The organism is Streptomyces sp. RB17 (genome assembly GCF_009604455.1).
Lineage (GTDB): Bacteria > Actinomycetota > Actinomycetes > Streptomycetales > Streptomycetaceae > Streptomyces.
Genome location: NZ_WEGL01000002.1, coordinates 556,751 through 570,108 on the forward strand (window position 1 = coordinate 556,751; position 13,358 = coordinate 570,108).

The 13,358-nt window shown below is 72.4% G+C and carries 12 protein-coding genes; 3 read left to right on the forward strand and 9 right to left on the reverse strand.

Going from position 1 to position 13,358, the window contains the following annotated elements; genetic code table 11:
- Positions 1–3 precede the first annotated feature (3 nt).
- The 5 genes from SRB17_RS09425 to SRB17_RS09445 all read right to left on the reverse strand — a co-directional run bounded on the left by SRB17_RS09425 (position 4) and on the right by SRB17_RS09445 (position 4,674).
- On the reverse strand, positions 4–657 hold the full coding sequence (locus tag SRB17_RS09425) for a zf-HC2 domain-containing protein (protein ID WP_153536698.1): 654 nt from the start codon (positions 655–657) through the stop codon (positions 4–6).
- A gap of 173 nt (positions 658–830) precedes the next feature.
- Positions 831–1,343, reverse strand: coding sequence for a hypothetical protein (locus tag SRB17_RS09430; RefSeq protein WP_153536700.1), 513 nt, complete (start codon positions 1,341–1,343; stop codon positions 831–833).
- 155 nt (positions 1,344–1,498) lie between these two features.
- A complete protein-coding gene (locus tag SRB17_RS09435) occupies positions 1,499–2,068 on the reverse strand; it encodes a sigma-70 family RNA polymerase sigma factor (RefSeq protein WP_153536702.1) in 570 nt (189 codons plus the stop codon).
- Between the two features lie 177 nt (positions 2,069–2,245).
- The gene (locus SRB17_RS09440) at positions 2,246–3,670 is read right to left on the reverse strand and encodes an amino acid permease (protein ID WP_153536704.1); all 1,425 of its coding nucleotides are present in this window, start codon (positions 3,668–3,670) and stop codon (positions 2,246–2,248) included.
- Between the two features lie 50 nt (positions 3,671–3,720).
- Entirely contained in the window at positions 3,721–4,674 is a 954-nt protein-coding gene (locus SRB17_RS09445; RefSeq protein WP_323375230.1) for a LysR family transcriptional regulator, read from the reverse strand.
- 102 nt (positions 4,675–4,776) lie between these two features.
- On the opposite strand from SRB17_RS09445, the gene SRB17_RS09450 reads away from it, so the two are divergent.
- Entirely contained in the window at positions 4,777–6,036 is a 1,260-nt protein-coding gene (locus SRB17_RS09450; RefSeq protein ID WP_228395935.1) for an MFS transporter, read from the forward strand.
- Here SRB17_RS09450 and SRB17_RS09455 read toward each other — a convergent pair.
- Positions 5,972–6,451 (reverse strand): universal stress protein, encoded by a 480-nt coding sequence (locus SRB17_RS09455; RefSeq protein WP_323375231.1) that lies wholly within the window; start codon positions 6,449–6,451, stop codon positions 5,972–5,974. The two genes, SRB17_RS09450 and SRB17_RS09455, sit on opposite strands and share 65 nt — an antisense overlap.
- A 198-nt stretch (positions 6,452–6,649) precedes the next feature.
- Between SRB17_RS09455 and lysX the strand changes: the two genes are divergently transcribed.
- Positions 6,650–9,928: a bifunctional lysylphosphatidylglycerol synthetase/lysine--tRNA ligase LysX gene (gene lysX / locus SRB17_RS09460; RefSeq protein ID WP_153536710.1), complete on the forward strand. Its 3,279-nt coding sequence runs from the start codon at positions 6,650–6,652 to the stop codon at positions 9,926–9,928.
- Positions 9,929–10,065: 137 nt separating this feature from the next.
- On the opposite strand, the gene SRB17_RS09465 is transcribed toward lysX, so the two are convergent.
- Together SRB17_RS09465 and SRB17_RS09470 are read right to left on the reverse strand one after the other, a co-directional pair.
- Positions 10,066–10,824 (reverse strand): hypothetical protein, encoded by a 759-nt coding sequence (locus SRB17_RS09465; RefSeq protein WP_153536712.1) that lies wholly within the window; start codon positions 10,822–10,824, stop codon positions 10,066–10,068.
- A 366-nt stretch (positions 10,825–11,190) separates the two neighbouring features.
- Positions 11,191–11,352, reverse strand: coding sequence for a hypothetical protein (locus SRB17_RS09470; RefSeq protein WP_153536714.1), 162 nt, complete (start codon positions 11,350–11,352; stop codon positions 11,191–11,193).
- Positions 11,353–11,519: 167 nt separating this feature from the next.
- Between SRB17_RS09470 and SRB17_RS09475 the strand changes: the two genes are divergently transcribed.
- Positions 11,520–12,359 carry a polysaccharide deacetylase family protein gene (locus SRB17_RS09475; protein ID WP_153536716.1) on the forward strand — a complete coding sequence of 280 codons (840 nt, stop codon included), beginning with the start codon at positions 11,520–11,522 and terminating at the stop codon, positions 12,357–12,359.
- A 38-nt stretch (positions 12,360–12,397) separates the two neighbouring features.
- Here the strand turns inward: SRB17_RS09475 and SRB17_RS09480 are convergent, their stop codons facing one another.
- Positions 12,398–13,069 carry a class F sortase gene (locus tag SRB17_RS09480; protein WP_153536718.1) on the reverse strand — a complete coding sequence of 224 codons (672 nt, stop codon included), beginning with the start codon at positions 13,067–13,069 and terminating at the stop codon, positions 12,398–12,400.
- Positions 13,070–13,358 lie beyond the last annotated feature (289 nt).

The following is a 13,358-nucleotide window of genomic DNA, read 5'->3' on the forward strand; positions in this document are numbered from 1 at the left end:
GAGCTACGGCGCGTCGACGGACACCAGGTGCTGTCCGTCCGTGGTGCGCACGTCATAGCGGGCGATGTCGTCGGCGTGCATCGTGGAGGATCCGAGTGCGGTGAAGGCGTTCGTGGCGTGCCCGGGTTCCATCCAGGTGCCGGCGACCTCCTCGGAGCCGTCGCGGCCCACGACGACCAGCCGGCACGCATGCGGACCGGTGCCGTCCTTCACGCGCAGGAGCAGCCGGCTGCCCGCGTCTCCGTCGTCCGCGGTGACCTCGGCCCACACCCCGGTCTTCGGATCGGTCGCCGCGGTGACGTGCGCGGCCGGTGCCGCACGGCCGCCGAAGGCCACGATCCCCGGACCGGCCACGGCCAGCACCACCGAGGCGGCCAGGCCGTACAGAAGGCGCCGGCGGTGCGCCCGATGCCGGTGCGCGACGTCGCCGAGCAGCCGGTCCAGCAGCCGGGGACCGGGCTGTGCCATGGGGTGCACGAAGCGCGGCGTGGCCCGGCGGTACAGCATCAGCTGTCGGGTGGCGGGACCGAATTCGGTCACCTGTGCCGCGCACTGGCGGCACTCCATGAGGTGGTCCTCGAAGCGGAAGGCCTCCGCCTCGTCCAGCACGCCGAGCGCGTACGCGCCGACGTCGCGATGCCTTTCCAGGGACCTCATGCCGAATCCTCGTGCCGATGGGTGCGGGTGGGGTTACTCCGTGCACCCATCCGTACGCAGCCGACAGCCGAATCACTCAAGCCACCACAGATTCCCGGACGAGAGATTCGGAGCCGCGCGGCCAGCGGATTGGTCCGATTCGGGAAAACTTCGGAAGGCCCCGGAGCGAGGGGTCAGAACAGATGGATCGCGAGGTGCCCGAGGGGCAGTCCGAGCCGCCAGGCCGGTGTCCACACCTTCGGCCCGTCGTCCTCGCCGGCCGGCCCGCCGCCCGGCACCGCGTCCAGGTCCGGCGCGAGCAGCTCGGTCTCCTCCAGCCAGCGCCAGGCGTCGGCCGCGAGGGCCAGGTCGGGCGAGCGGGTGCCGGACCGCTCGTCCCGTTCGGCCAGCTCGGCCATGCGCTCGCGCACCCAGTCCCGCCACGGCTGATCGTAGGCGGTCAGGGAGAGCCAGTTCTCCAGCTGCGAGATCACCCGGATGCCGGACAGCTCCCCGTCGGTGTCGGACAGGAAGACGGTGAGCGCCAGCGCGTCGCGGCCGGCCCGGAACTCGAAGGAGGTCGGCGGCATCAGATCGCCGGTGCGCAGCAGCTCGTCCGCGATGTACTCGGCGTACAACCAGGCCATGGGGACGGCCAGTTCACCACCGTCGGTGCCGTCCGTGCTCTCGTGCCCTCTGTGCAGCATCCCTTCCTGCCCTTCCTCCGGTACGTGCGCGTCGCCCGAGCCCCGGTCGGGGCCGCGGCTCCGGCTGCCTGCCCGGAAAGTGGATGAGGACAGCCCATTGCCCGAACGGGGGCCACAGCAAGGCGCTTTGCGAGAGCTTTGCTCTGCGGCCGGTTTCAGTGCAGGTCGGCCGCATAATCCGGAAGGATCCGGCGCAGCGCGCGCAGCGCGTAGTACGCGCGGGACTTCACGGTACCGGGTGGAACGCCCAGGGTCTGCGCCGCTTCCGCCACACTGGCCCCGAGGAAATACACGAGTATCAGTACGTCACGGTGTTCCGGCGTGAGTGTCTTCACAGCCTCCCGGACATCGAGCATCGCGGCGGCCCGTTCGGCGTGATCGGCGGTCACCCGCGCGCTCTCCGGGATCTCGGCGCCGGTCTCCACGGGCCGGGCCTGCCGGGCCCGCCGGGCGTCGATCGCGAGCCGCCGGGCGACCGTCAGCAGCCAGGGCCGTACCGAGTCGAAGTTCTCGGCGTGCAGCGCCTCGGGATGCTGCCAGGCGCGCACCAGCGTCTCCTGGACGAGGTCCTCGGCGCGCTGCCGGTCGCCGTCGCAGAGCCTGAGCAGCAGGGCGAAGAGCGGACCGCCGTGCTCGCGCTGGAGCGCGGCCAGTTCGTGCTCGGCGGTCGTCGTCCCGTGGGCCCGTGCCGCCGCCTGGTGGATCGGTGAGGGTCCGGCCGTCATGGCCGTATGGCAGCGCAGGGCACGGCCCGGGGACAGGGCGCGCGCACGGTTCTGCGACGGACGGTCGATCGCGTCGGCGAACGGTCGGACGAACGGTCCGGCGCGGAGCGGTCCGGCGCGCAGAGGTCCGGCGCGGAGAGGCGTACGTGTGTGCCTGGCGGAGTGATCAGCCGGTGTTCATTCCGTGGGCCGTACCTCGGCCAGTACCGAGCGCCGGTAGGAGTAGCCGAAATAGATCACGCACCCGATCACGAACCACACGGCGAACCGCACCCAGGTCTGCCACTGCAGGAACGTGATCAGCCAGACCGAGAACACGCAACCCAGCGCGGGCACGACCGGCATCCACGGCGTGCGGAAGGTGCGCGGCAGCTCCGGGCGCCGGTAGCGCAGCACGATCACCGCCGCGCACACCACCACGAACGCCAGCAGGATGCCGATGTTGGTCAGTTCGGCGGCGGAGCCGATCGGGACGAACCCGGCGATGGCGGCGGAGGCGGCCCCGACGATCCAGGTCACCCGGGTCGGCACATGCCGCGTCGGGTGGGTCCTGGCGAACCACGGGGGCAGCAGACCGTCACGGGACATGGAGAACCACACCCGGGTCACACCCAGCATGAACGTGAACATCACGGTGAGGATGCCGATGATCGCGCCCACCGCGATCACGTCCGCGAGCGCGTTCAGGCCCACCGACTTGAACGCGCTGGAGAAGCCGCTCTCCGGGTCGATGTGCCTGTAGTCCTGCATGCCCGTCAGCACCAGGCAGGCCGCCACGTACAGCACCATCGAGATCACCAGCGAGTAGATGATGGCCTTCGGCATGTGCCGCTGGGCATCCTTGGACTCCTCGGCGGCCGTCGACATGGCGTCGTAGCCGAACACCGCGAAGAACACGGTCGCCGCGCCGGTGAAGGCGCCGCCGATGCCGAACGGGAAGAACGGGTGGTAGTTCGCCTTGTCGATGTGGAACACGCCCACCCCGATCACCAGCAGCACCACCAGCACCTTCAAGGCGACGACGAACGTCTCGAAGCGGGCCGCGCTGCGCATGCCCAGGTTGAGCAGCCAGGCGATCAGCAGGCATAGGATCGCCGCGAACAGGTCCACCCGGTGTCCGGCCCCGGTGCCCGGCGCCCCCAGCATCCAGTGGGGCAGCTTCGCGCCCATCTCCTCGACCAGGAAGCCGAAGTAGCCCGAGATGCCGATCGCCACCACCGCCACGATCGCGGTGTACTCCAGCAGCAGGTCCCAGCCGATGAACCAGCCCGCGAACTCGCCGAGCACCGCGTAGCCGTAGGTGTACGCCGATCCCGCCTTCGGGATCAGCCCGGCGAACTCGGCGTACGACAGCGCAGCGCAGGCGCTCGCCACACCGGCGATGAGGAATGACACCAGCACGGCCGGACCCGCCGTGCCGTTGGCGACCGTGCCCGCGAGCGTGAAGATGCCGGCGCCGATGATGCCGCCCACCCCGATCGCGGTGAGCTGCCACAGGCCGAGCGAGCGGTCCAGCCGGGTGCCCTCGCCGACCTCGGTCTCCTCGATGTGTTCGATGGGTTTGCGGCGGAGAATCCCCTCGCCCGCGCGGAGCCTGGCCATGCGCCTCACCTCTTCGCCGACGGTAACGGCTGACGGCGGATCATGATGGCTCAGGGGCGCCGCGCAGGGAAGACACCACGCACGGCCCAGGCGGGCGTCCAGGTCGGGGTGGCGGTGCACGGCGGTTGCGTTGCGGCGAGATGGGCGCGCAGGGTGGCGAGTGCCGGGTGCGGGTTGGCGGTGACCCACAGGAGGGAGTGCGGGTAGACCGGTGTCGGGTCGCGGAGCGGGATACGGCGCAGATCGTGGCCGGCCGGCCAGGTCAGCCGGGTCTGCTCGCTGACGAGGGTCGCCAGGGTGTCGGAGCCGGCGAGCGCGTTCTGCACCGCCCCGGTGAAGTTGGGGCCCGAGGAGTCGATGACGAGCCCGAACTCGGCGGCGAGGGAGGCGTAGTAGGCGGCCCACTCGGTGCCCTCCACGATGCCCGGAATCCAGATCCGGTGCCCGGCCAGCTCCCCGGGCGAGACCGAGCGCAGTCCGGCCAGGGCGTGCCCCGGGCCGGTGAGCAGTTGGATCGGCTCGTCGTACACCCGGGCGGCCCCGACGCCCCTGGGCAGCGGCCGGCCAGGCATGGCCACGGCGCGGAAGGACGCGTCGATCGAACCCGAGCGCAGGGCGGTGAGCGCCGAGTCCACGTCGAAGAGCGTGACGACGTCCAGGGCGATGTCCGGGTGCGCCTCGTGAAAGCCGCGCAGCAGCCCCGCCGGGGCGAGCCGCGCGCCGATCACATCGACCCGCAGAGCGCGCCGCCCGAGCCGTACGGAGGCGGCCGCGCGCTCCTCGGCCAGCAGCAGCTCGCGGGCGTGCGGCAGGAAGGCCTGGCCGTCGACGGTCAGGTCGGCGCCCCGGGCGGTCCGGGTGAACAGCCGCACGCCCAGCTCCTTCTCCAGCGCGGCGATCCGCTTGGAGACGGCCTGCTGGGTGATCGCCAGGACGGCGGCGGCCTCCTGGAACTGTCCCGAGTCGGCCACGGTGACGAAGGTGCGCACTGCCGTGAGGTCCACGTCGTCACCGTACAACCGATGGTTGTACGGTCCTTCCCCTGGGTTGTTTGATTCGGCGCCCACCTGCACGTTTTCATGTCCCGGGTCAACGGGAGGTTGTGGATGAGGCTGGGTCGGCAGTTCGGGTGGCTGTGGGCCGCGTACGCGGTGAGTGCGCTCGGCACCTATCTCGCCTTCGACGCGTTCTCGGTGATCGCGGTCCTCGCGCTGCACGCCGGGCCGTCCGAGGTGGCGCTGCTCGCCGCGACCGGGCCCGCGGTGGGCGCCGTGGCGGCGCTGCCGCTCGGGCCGTGGGTGGAGTTCCGCCGCAAGCGACCGGTGATGATGGCGATGGACCTGGTCAGGTTCGCCGCGCTGCTCACCGTCCCCGCCGCCTACGCGCTCGGCGGGCTCGGTCTCGGGCAGCTGCTGCTCGTGTCCGTGGCGGTCGCGGCGGCCGACATCACCTTCACCGCGGCCTCCGGCGCGTTCCTGAAGAGTCTCGTACCGGCCGACCGGCTGCTCACCGCGAACTCCCGGTTCGAGTCCACGAACTGGACCGCCCTGGTCCTCGGGCCACCCCTCGGCGGCGCCGCGATCGGCCTGTTCGGCCCGGTCACCACGGTCATGGCGAACGCGGTCAGCTTTCTGCTGTCGGCCCTCGGCATCCGGGCCGTCGGCGGCGACGAGCCGCTTCCTGAGCGTACCGGCGGGGAGCGCCTGCGGGCCGCCGACCTGCTCGACGGCTGGCGGCACATCCTCACCAGCCCGGTCCTGCGGCCCCTGTTCTTCAACAACCTCGCGGCCAACGCGCTGATCATGGTTGCCGCGCCGCCGCTGGCCGTCCTCATGCTCGGTCCGCTCGGCTTCACCCCCTGGCAGTACGGCCTCGCCTTCGCCGTGCCCTGCCTCGGCGGCCTCCTCGGCTCCCGGCTGGCCCGCCCGCTCGCGGCCCGCTACGGACAGCGGCGGGTGCTGCGCACCGCCGGCACCCTGCGTGCCGTGTGGCCCCTCGGGCTGGCCTTCGTCCAGCCCGGGCTGCCCGGACTGCTGCTGGTGATGGCCGTGGAGTTCGGGGTGATCACCTGTTCGGGCGTCTACAGCCCGGTGTACGCCACCCGCCGCCTGGAATGCACGCCGAACGACCGGGTCGCCCGCACCCTGTCCGCCTGGTCGATCACCGGCAAGGCGACCACGGCCGCGCTGACCGCCCTGTGGGGGCTGCTGGCGAGCCTCATCGGCCCACGCGCCGCCATCGCCGTGGCCGGCGTCCTGCTCCTGGCGACGCCACCCCTGCTGCTGCGGGACTCCCGGGAGGCTACGGCACGACCGTCACCGGCCAGCGCCCCGCCTTCACCAGCCGGATCGCCACCGAGCCGATGATCCGGTGGCCGGCCTGCTCCGAGGCGCCCACGACCACCGCGTCCGCCTTGAGCTCGTCGGCCGCCTTCACCAGCCCGCTGTACGGGTCGCCGCGGAAGGTGTGGAACTCCCAGCGCACCTCGAATATCCCCTTGACCCGCTCGGCCGCCTCCCGGATGTAGCTGACCAGGTCCTCGGCGATCTCGTCGGTCGTCTCCGCCACCGGCGCCCCGAGCGCCGCCCCGGCGGCCAGCATCGGCTGGACGTACACCACGGCCAGCAGCGCGTGCTGGCGCCGCGCGAGCCCGCCCGCGTACGCCGCGGCACGCAGCGAGGAGTCGGAGCCGTCGACCCCGACGACGATGACCTTCGGCCCGTCCGTACCGCGCTCGAACTGGTGTGAATGCGAGTCCGGCTGCGAGTGCTGTTCCGTCACGGCCGTGAGGTTATCGGAATCCACGGTTCCCGCTAAGCCCCGGGCGCGTTCCGACCCAGGCCAGGCGCCTGTCCGGCGGACCGCCGGGCGGGCGTACGCCCTGTGGGGCGGACAACCCGGACCGGGGCGCCGGCCTGCCGGGCGTCCCGGTGTCGTTTCGACGGGCGAGCCGTGCGGGCCCTTCCTACAGTCGGAACCATGACCGCCAGCGCGGAGCCCGCCGCACGGAGGGACCCCACGGCCCCGATACGCCCGCCCGCCGGTGGGCGCCTCGGCTGGGTGCCCGAGGCCTTCGCGGCGCTGTTCGCCGCGCTCGGCCTGCTGTGCGCCCTGCTCGCGCTGATCGAACCGCTGCGCCGCCTGCTCCGCCCGGTCGCCCACACCCTCGACCTGCTGCTGGTGCCCATCAGCGCCAACCTGGCGTACGCCGTCTTCCTGTTCCTGCTGGCCGCAGCCACTGCCGCCCGCAAGAAGGTCGCCTGGTGGCTGGTCGTCGTCTACCTCGGCCTGCTCGTCCTCACCGACGCGCTCGGCGTGGCCCTCGGCCTGTACGCCGAGTCGCTGCCGTCGCTGGTGCTGTGCGGCCTGTTGCTGCTCCTGCTCGTCGTGGCCCGCGGGGAGTTCTACGCCGCCTCCCGTCGCGGCGCCGTGTGGCGGGCGCTCGCCGTGCTGCTGGGCGGCCTCGCCGTGGCCATCCTGCTGGGCTGGGGCCTGGTCATGGTGTTTCCGGGGACGCTGCCGGCGAACCAGCACCTGGCCTGGGCGGCCGACCGGGTGTGCGGCGGACTGGTCTCGAGCCGCTCCTTCTCCGGCCGCCCGCCCCGCAAGGTCACCTTCGTGCTCGGCCTGCTCGGCGCCCTCGCCCTGCTCAACGCCGCCGCCGCCCTGTTCCGCTCCCAGCGCCTGGAGGCCGCCCTGCACGGCGACGAGGAGGCCCGCATCCGCGCCCTTCTCGCGGCCTACGGCGCACGCGACTCCCTCGGCTACTTCGCCACCCGACGCGACAAGGCCGTCGTCTTCTCGCCCAGCGGCAAGGCCGCCGTCACCTACCGCGTCGAGGCGGGCGTGTGCCTCGCCAGCGGCGACCCCGTCGGCGACATGGAGGCATGGCCGCACGCCATCGCGGCCTGGCTGGACATGGCCCGCCGCTACGCCTGGGCACCCGCCGTGATGGGCGCCTCCGAGGACGGCGCCCGCGCCTACGTCCGCGCCGGACTCGGCGCCCTCCAACTGGGCGACGAGGCGATCGTGCAGGTGGCGTCCTTCGACCTGGACGGCCGGGACATGCGGGTGACCCGGCAGGCCGTGCACCGCGTCCGCCGTACCGGCGCCACCTGCCGCATCCGCCGCCACGCGACCCTCGCCGAACACGAGATGGAGGAGGTCGTCGACAAGGCCGACGCCTGGCGCGACACCGAGACCGAGCGCGGCTTCTCCATGGCCCTGGACCGCCTCGGCGACCCCGCCGACGGCGACTGTCTGCTGGTGGAGGCCCTCGGCGAGGACGGACGGCTCCTCGCCCTGCTCTCCTTCGTGCCCTGGGGCCGGGACGGCGTCTCCCTGGACCTGATGCGCCGTGACCGCGCCGCCCCCAACGGGGTCATGGAGTTCATGGTCGCCGAACTGTGCGCCGCCGCCCCCAAACTGGGCGTCCACCGGATCTCGCTGAACTTCGCCGTCTTCCGCTCGGTCTTCGAGGAGGGCGCCCGCATCGGCGCCGGACCCGTCCTGCGGCTCTGGCGCCGCCTGCTGCTGTTCTTCTCCCGCTGGTGGCAACTGGAGGCCCTGTACCGCTCCAACGCCAAATACCACCCCGAGTGGTACCCGCGCTTCATCTGCTACTGCGACACCGCCTCCCTCGCCCGTATCGGCCTCGCCTCCGGCATCGCCGAAGGCTTCGTCTCCGTACCGTCGTTGCGCAAACTCTGGGGAAAAGGGCACCCGAAGAACGGGCAGCGGCCCGCCACCACGCACGGGTTGCCGCCCCTGGCGGCGCTCGGCCTCGACGGAGGGGGCCAGACCGGGCCCGCCGCACCGGACGCGGGCCTGCCCGACCAGGTCCGCGTCCGGCACCACAAGCTCGACCGGCTCCGCGCCGGCGGCACCGACCCCTATCCCGTCGGCGTCCCCGCGCCCACCCACGCCCTCGCCGACGTGCCCCCCGACGAGGACGTCACCGTCGCCGGCCGGCTCATGCTGGTCCGCGACCTCGGCGGCATCGTCTTCGCCGTGCTGCGCGACTGGTCCGGCGACCACCAGATCGCCCTCACCCGGGACCGCTCCGGCGCCGCCCTCGACCGCTTCACCGCCGGATGCGACATCGGCGACCACCTCACCGCCACCGGCCGCACCGGCCTCAGCGACACGGGCGAACCCACCGTCTTCGTCACCTCCTGGCAGCTCACCGGCAAGTGCCTGCACCCGCTGCCCGACAAACGCCGCGGTCTCACCGACCCCGAGGCGAAAGTCCGCCGCCGTTACCTCGACCTCGCGACCAGCCCCGCCGCCCGCGCCGTGATCCGGGCCCGCTCCGCGGCCGTGCACGCCCTGCGCCAGGGCCTGCTGGACCGCGGCTATGTCGAGGTCGAGACGCCGATGCTCCAGCAGATCCACGGCGGCGCCAACGCCCGCCCCTTCACCACCCACATCAACGCCTACGACCTCGACCTCCATCTGCGTATCGCCCCCGAGCTGTACCTGAAACGGCTGTGCGTGGGCGGCCTGGAGAAGGTCTTCGAACTGGGCCGCACCTTCCGCAACGAGGGCGTCTCCTACAAGCACAACCCCGAGTTCACGATGCTGGAGGCCTACCAGGCCTACGCCGACTACGACGTCATGCTCGACCTCACCCGCGAGCTGATCCAGGGCGCGGCGATCGCCGCCTTCGGCTCCCCGGTGGCCCGCAAGGACGGGCAGGAGCACGACATCTCCGGGAAGTGGCCGGTCAGGACCGTGTACGGCGCGATCTCCGAGGCGCTGGGGGAGGAGATCGGCCCCGGCACCGAACTGCTGCGGCTGCACCGGCTGTGCGACCGGGCCGGGGTGCCGTACACCGCGGACGACGGGCCCGGGGACATCGCCCTGGAGATGTACGAGCGGCTCGTCGAGGGACGCACCCGACTCCCCACCTTCTACAAGGACTTCCCCACCGACGTCTCCCCGCTGACCCGGCAGCACCGCGCCGACCCGCGGCTGGCCGAGCGCTGGGACCTCGTCGCCTTCGGTACCGAACTCGGCACCGCCTACTCCGAGTTGACCGACCCCGTGGAACAGCGCCGGCGGCTCACCGAGCAGTCGCTGCGGGCCGCCGGCGGTGACCCGGAGGCCATGGAGCTGGACGAGGACTTCCTTCAGGCCCTCGAGTACGCCATGCCCCCGACCGGCGGGCTCGGTATCGGCGTGGACCGGCTGGTGATGTTCCTCACCGGCCTGACGATCCGGGAGACCCTGCCGTTCCCGCTGGTGCGCCGCCGCTGAGCCCCGGGTCTCCGGCGGCCACCCGGTCGCCGCGCCGGGGCGGGTCAGCAGTGCGATCACGGCGGCGGTCGCACAGAGGGCCGTACCGAGGGCGAAGCAGTCGCGGAACGCGCCCGAGAGGAAGGAGCGGTACTCCTTCATGCGAAGAGAGTGACGGCCCCGAACCGCTGCTGGGCCACCGAGACGATCCCGACGAACAGCGACGCGCCCGGACCGGCGCCGAGCCGCCGGGAAGAATTCAGACCCCGGGGCAGCGCACCGCTCCCGGACCGCGCGAAGCCCACCGGCAGCGCGAGCACACCGCAGCCGAACGCGATCAGCAGCAGCGGCAGCAGCACCTGCGCGAACCGGTGGCCCGCGCCCGGAACGCCGAGCAGGACGCACCCCACGGCCGACACGGCGCACGCCCCGGCCACCGTGGCGCCGAGCCCGACGCGGGCCGTGAGGCCGGGCAGCACCAGACAGCCGAGCACCACCCCGGCGACGGCGGGCAGCAGGGCCCGGCCGACCTGCAGAGGGGAGAGGCCGCCGACGGTCTGCGGGGCCATGGTGAGGACGAGCACGGCACCGGACAGGCCGGCCGCCGGCAGCGCCGCCACCGCGTAGGCGCCGAACGTGGCCCGCTCCCGGTGCAGTCGGGCGAGCAGCTCCGGCATGCCCTCGCCCCGGCCGAACCAGCCCAGCACGGACGGCACCAGCGCACCGGCCACGGCGATGACCGTGGTCGCGGACCCGCTCCGGTCGCCGAGCCAGTCGGCGAACCGGGCCAGGAGGCCCAGCGGCACGACCGCCGGCGCGGCCGGCCCCACCCGGCGCCGGGCCGCCGGCTCGGGCGTGGACTCGGCCGGCGCCGGCGGAACCAGCAGCAGGAGCAGCGCCCCGGCGGCGGCCTGCACCAGAAGATCGTCTTCTCGGTCTGAGAGGCGTCCGCCAACAGGGCGCACGGCAGCAGCGCCGCCGGAGTGGCACAGGCGACGACCGCGAAGTGCACGTTGAGCGCCCGGTCCCGGTCCGGGCCTGCCGGATGTGTGGCGTCGATCAGGGCCAGCGCACCGGCCGTGATCGCCGCCGCCGCGATCCCCCGCACCGCACGCGAGGCCATCAGCACCCATGGGGCGGAGAACACCGCGGGTGCCGCCGCGGCGACGCCCGACAGCGCCGGCCCGCCCATCACACCCGCCGCTGCCCGAAGGCCCTGCCCAGGGCTCCCGCGAGTACCGGCAGCGCGGCGAAACACACGCTGTACGCGGTCAGCAGCCAGGTCAGCCCGGTGAGGGCAGCCCCCGGTCCCTCGCGACCAACGGCAGCGCCACCGCGAAGGCCGTCGTGTCGAAGACCACCAGGAACTGGGCGACGGCCGGCAGCACCACCGCGAGGACGCTGCGCGGTATGCCGTTCGTGTGCGTTCCCCCGTGTGCGGCCACTCGGCTCGACCCCCGTGTCCCTCTTGGCACTTGTCCTGGACTGACTGCTTGTCAGAAGCCGGTGCGGCGGACCACCACGGCACCGCACTCGGCTGTTCGGGTGCTTTCCCGCTGCCGTACCGGTGTCGCTGGGGTGCGCCGGAGTCCGGTGGGGCGACTGATGAGTCATGCAGAAGGATCAGTTGCTCAGCCGGCGCCGGATGCTCCTGGCCGGCGCCGCCGCGCTGGGGGCGGCGGGTAGCGCGGGGGCTTTCCTGGCGGGTGGCGCCGAGGACGGCGCCGGGACCGCCGCCCCCGCCCCCGCTCCCGGACCGCAGGCCCGTCAGGCGCTCAGGCCCTCCGCCTTCCGGCTCCAGCCCCTCACCGGGGACGCATCGCCGCGTGCCGCGCCGCACAAGCTGACGGTCCGCAAGGAGCCCATCCTCCGGATCTCCGGGCGCGGACGCCGGATGATGCTGACCTTCGACGACGGTCCCGACCCGGACTACACCCCGCACATCCTCGACACCCTCGCCAAGTACGACGTGCGGGCCATGTTCTTCGTGTGCGGCGAGTGCGTCGTCGAGCACAGGGAACTGCTGGCCCGGATGGCCGACGAAGGCCATGTCGTCGGCAACCACACCTGGACCCATCCGCTGCTGCCGACCCTCGACCGCAAGCAGATCCGCTCCGAGATGAAGCGGACCAGCGATGTCATCGAGGACGCCTACGGCGAGCGCCCGCAGTGGTTCCGCGCTCCCTACGGCGCCTGGAACCGGGCCGCGTTCCAACTGGGCGCCGAGCTGGGCATGGAGCCGATGGCCTGGACGGTCGACACCACCGACTGGACGGAGCCCGGCACCGGCACCATCGTCGACCGGGTGGAGAGCGGCGCCGCCCCCGGCGTGGTGGTGCTCTCCCACGACGCCGGGGGCGACCGGTCGCAGACCGTCCGTGCGATCCGCACATGGCTGCCCCATCTCCTGGACTCCGGATATCACATGACCGTGCCGACCCGGCGCGTGTGACCGTCTCCCGGCTCTTCGCCCGCCCGGCCGCGGTGGCCTCAGCTCACCGCGACCAGGCGGGCGAAGACGACGACGTTCCCGTCATAACCGTTCTGCTTGGAAAAACCGCCACCGCAGGTGATGACCCGCAGTTCCGGTGTTCCCTTCGAGCCGTACACGCGGTCGCCCGGAAAACCGCTCTTGGAGAAGACCTCGACGCCATAGGTCTCGAACACCGCGGTCTTTCCGTCCTTGCGCAGGATCTCGATCCGGTTTCCCTTCCGCAGCGCCCCGAGTCCGTAGAAGACGGCGGGGCCACGCCTGTTGTCGACGTGCCCGACGACGACGGCGGTGCCCTTCTCGCCGGGCGAGACCGCACCGGTGAACCAGCCCGCCAGATCGGGGTCGTCCGGCGGCGGCGCGGCGACCCAGCCGGCCGCGTCCAGGCCGACGGGCATGAGCGGCGCGTTCACCCGGATCGCGGGGATGCGGACCCGGTCGGCCGCGGAGAACCCGAGCGGCTTCGGAGCCGTGGAGAGCGTGCCCGAGCCGCCGCGGCTGTCCGGGGCCACCGCCGAGGCAGGCTGCGGCGGACCGATGTCGAACTCCCCCGAACCATTTCGAATGAGCGCCACACCGGTCAGCAGAACAAGCGCCATCACGCCCCACGGAGCGCGCTTCCTCCGCCGTTCCTCCTCTTCGGCAAGCTCGGACAGCTCGGACGCAGACATTCGCCTTCCCCTCTCGACGCGGCCTCACCACGTCCATCACGCATGGGAAAACGCTAAATCCCGTGTGCGCGAAGGACGGACGGGGCGAGTGGCGAACGGGTGGCCCACGGCCTGTGTGGTGCGCCATCCGAGTTGCCATTCATGGAAGATTTCTGACGGGCCGTGACCTGCGGAAATATCCGATTGTGTGCTTTTCGTGCGGTGTGTTGGCTCACCAGGACGGACGATTCTCGACATGCGGGCGTGTTCCGCGCGCCCGAGGGTCGTCGCGGGAGGCGTTTTCTCGCCG

Coding starts and splice junctions, on each gene's coding strand:
- SRB17_RS09425 (WP_153536698.1), bottom strand. CDS start 657: ATGAGGTCCCTGGAAAGGCATCGCGACGTCGGCGCGTACGCGCTCGGC.
- SRB17_RS09430 (WP_153536700.1), bottom strand. CDS start 1,343: ATGCTGCACAGAGGGCACGAGAGCACGGACGGCACCGACGGTGGTGAA.
- SRB17_RS09435 (WP_153536702.1), bottom strand. CDS start 2,068: ATGACGGCCGGACCCTCACCGATCCACCAGGCGGCGGCACGGGCCCAC.
- SRB17_RS09440 (WP_153536704.1), bottom strand. CDS start 3,670: ATGGCCAGGCTCCGCGCGGGCGAGGGGATTCTCCGCCGCAAACCCATC.
- SRB17_RS09450 (WP_228395935.1), top strand. CDS start 4,777: ATGAGGCTGGGTCGGCAGTTCGGGTGGCTGTGGGCCGCGTACGCGGTG.
- lysX (WP_153536710.1), top strand. CDS start 6,650: ATGACCGCCAGCGCGGAGCCCGCCGCACGGAGGGACCCCACGGCCCCG.
- SRB17_RS09475 (WP_153536716.1), top strand. CDS start 11,520: ATGCAGAAGGATCAGTTGCTCAGCCGGCGCCGGATGCTCCTGGCCGGC.
- SRB17_RS09480 (WP_153536718.1), bottom strand. CDS start 13,069: ATGTCTGCGTCCGAGCTGTCCGAGCTTGCCGAAGAGGAGGAACGGCGG.